At 65.8% G+C, this 2,715-nt stretch carries 2 protein-coding genes; both read left to right on the top strand.

Annotated elements, in window-relative coordinates; translation table 11 throughout:
• Positions 1-237 precede the first annotated feature (237 nt).
• On the top strand, positions 238-1,128 hold the full coding sequence (locus G4G00_RS21635) for a baseplate J/gp47 family protein (protein ID WP_164276596.1): 891 nt from the start codon (positions 238-240) through the stop codon (positions 1,126-1,128).
• Between the two features lie 1,330 nt (positions 1,129-2,458).
• The coding region (locus G4G00_RS22060) for a phage tail protein I (protein WP_240336208.1) at positions 2,459-2,715 on the top strand (257 nt) is incomplete at its 3' end.

Raw genomic sequence — 2,715 nt, 5'->3', positions numbered from 1 at the left:
GACACAGAGAGTTTGGCGCTTTGCCGCTTGATCGATATCTTAGATGAAGGGGAGCGCAAGCTCTCTGAGATTGAAGGTAATCATAGAGTGCCCCCAGTAGACCCGGATCCGCTCGGCACCGGAGCGCCCGCCTGACTACATTGACGAGGCTGTAGTACGGACGTTTACAGAACGTCCGCGCTGACATACTGAGTACGCGAAGCGACTGTAGTAGCTACTGCAGTCCTTCGCCCCCTCATGTCCACGTTCACCGCTGTTGATCTGTCCAAGCTGCCTGTACCGGATGTGTTCGAGCAGCTCTCCTTTGAGCAGTTGCTCGCCCAGCGCGTGGCCGAGCTCCACCTCTACCTGCCTAACGTCCTGCTGCTCGAGTCTGAGCCGCTCTATAAGCTGCTCCAGGCCAGCGCCTATCGCGAGCTAATCCTGCGCGAGCAGTTCAACCAGCGCGCCAAGGGGCTACTGCTGGCCTATGCCCAGCACGGCGACCTGGATCACCTGGCCGCGCCCTTTGGCGTCACCCGACAGCTGCTAACACCGGCCGATCCGGTCACCGGTGCGCCGGCCGTGTACGAAGACGATGCAGCTTTCCGCCGCCGCATCCAGCTGGCCCCGGAGGGCCTTTCGGTCGCCGGCCCGGAAGGCGCCTACATCTTCCATGCCCTGGGCGCCGATCCGCGCGTGCTCGATGCCAGCGCGATCAGCGATGCGCCGGGCGTGGTGCGTGTGTCGATCCTCTCGCGCGAGGGCGATGGTAGTGCCTCCAGCGAGCTCATCACTGCCGTGGATGCGGCGCTTTCGGCCGACTCGGTACGCCCGCTCACCGACCACGTCATCGTGCAGTCCGTTGAGGTGGTGGCCTTTGCCATCGACGCCAGCGTGTATACCTTCGCCGGCCCCGATGCGCAGGTGGTGCTCGGCGAGGCCCGCCGACGCCTGCAGGCCTACGTGGATGACTCCCACCGCATCGGTCGGGATGTGACCCGGTCGGGCCTGTTTGCAGCCTTGCATGTGGAGGGCGTGCAGCGCGTCGAGCTGCATTCCCCCCTGACCGATATCGCCGTGACGGCCACCCAGGCCAGCCACTGCGCGGGCATCACCCTCACCAATGGTGGGGTGGGCGATGACTGAGGCCGTTGCCCGCCCGGTGCGCGCCATGCCGTTTGCGTTGGGTGACGGTGCCGCCTCGCGCTATCGGCTGAGCATTGCCGGCTATGCCTGGCCAGACATCCGTCAGTTGCAGGCGGTCTATCTCAGTGATTGGCGGGGCACTGTAGGCCTGTCCAATCGATCGCGCAGCAACCAGCTCGTCTACTCGCAGCAGCCGGACCGATCACCGTGGAAGCGCAGCAACTGCCAATTACTGACCGAGCTTCCAGCACCGGACGGCAGTGCCACCGCTGTACGCCTGATCCCGACCGGCACTACTCCCAGGTCGCATTACGTGCGTCAGTCGATCACCGTCCCGGCACTGTCGCAAGGGGCAGCCGTCTCGGCCTATGTCCGCAGCGACGGCGCATCCCGGGCGGTGCTGACCTTGTCCAGCCCCGCCGGCGGCGTGCAGGTGGAGTACCGCTTTGCCGACGCACGCTTCACCTGCGTGCAAGCGCCAGCAGGCGTTACGGTGGCCGCCGACCCGCTCGAAGATGGGTGGGTGCGCCTGCGGTGTGAGAACGTGCCCAACCTGAGTCCGCAGGCCCGAGAGCTCACGGTATACCCCTCCTGCGAGGGTAGCCTGGCCGGTCCCTGGAGCCGGATCAATACCACCGCCATCGTCTCGGATCCATCGCCGATCGCCGGGGTGAACTACGACAGCCTGATCGAAACCGCCGTTTCCACCAATCAGCACCATTACGCGTACCTGCGACATATCGTGCGCGCCGGGCATCGCTACCGGCTCCGCCTGGCCGCTTGCGAGCGCAGCGGCAGCAAGCGCTACCTGGGGTTGCAGTTGCAGAGCACCGACGGCGCCGTGGCGCGCCCCAACCGCCTCGTCGTCGACCTGGCCGAGGGCGTTGTGGTCGGACCGATGGATACCCCCAATGTGAGCGCGCTGCGCATCGTGCCCAGCGGCGACGGCGGCCGGTTGATCGAGGTGGATGTAACCGGGGTGGCCGATGGGCTGCTGATGCTGGCGCTCTATCTGCACGCACGCCCCGACAGTGATCAATACCCGGGTGATGGGGTCTCCGGCTTGGACATCACCGCCCCTTACCTATGGGATCTGGACGACGCAACGAGCCCGGTATACCCGTACACCAGCACGAGCGTTGTGCCGGGGGGCGAGGAACACGCATTGCGCGTATGGGGCGTGCAGCTGGAGTACAGCCCACAGGCCACCGGCTACATCCCCACCTTGGCCACACCGGTCACCGTGGTCGATTACCGGCTTCAGGCGCCTTGGACGATCGTGCTGGATCAGCCCTTGCCTGCCGGTGCCCGGCTGAGCTGGGACGGGATCATCGGCCATGTACCCTCTCCCACCCTGCTGCCGCCCAATGCCACCGCACTGGAGCGTGCCGGCGAAGCGGCCGATGCCTGCCTGATGCAAGTGCCCATGACCCATGGCCTGCTCAAGGATCCGATGCGCTGTCCGACCGCCTTCCTGCCGTGGCTGGCCTGGGAGATGTCCCTGGACAGCTGGGATAGCGCCTGGCCCGAGCGTATCAAGCGCCAGCGCATTGCCAGCGCCATCCCGATCCAGCGCAGCAAGGGCAC

It is taken from the genome of Stenotrophomonas sp. B1-1 (assembly GCF_010894375.1).
GTDB lineage: Bacteria > Pseudomonadota > Gammaproteobacteria > Xanthomonadales > Xanthomonadaceae > Stenotrophomonas.
Note: the sequence above shows the minus strand (reverse complement) of the source record. Positions and strands in the feature narration are given on the sequence as shown.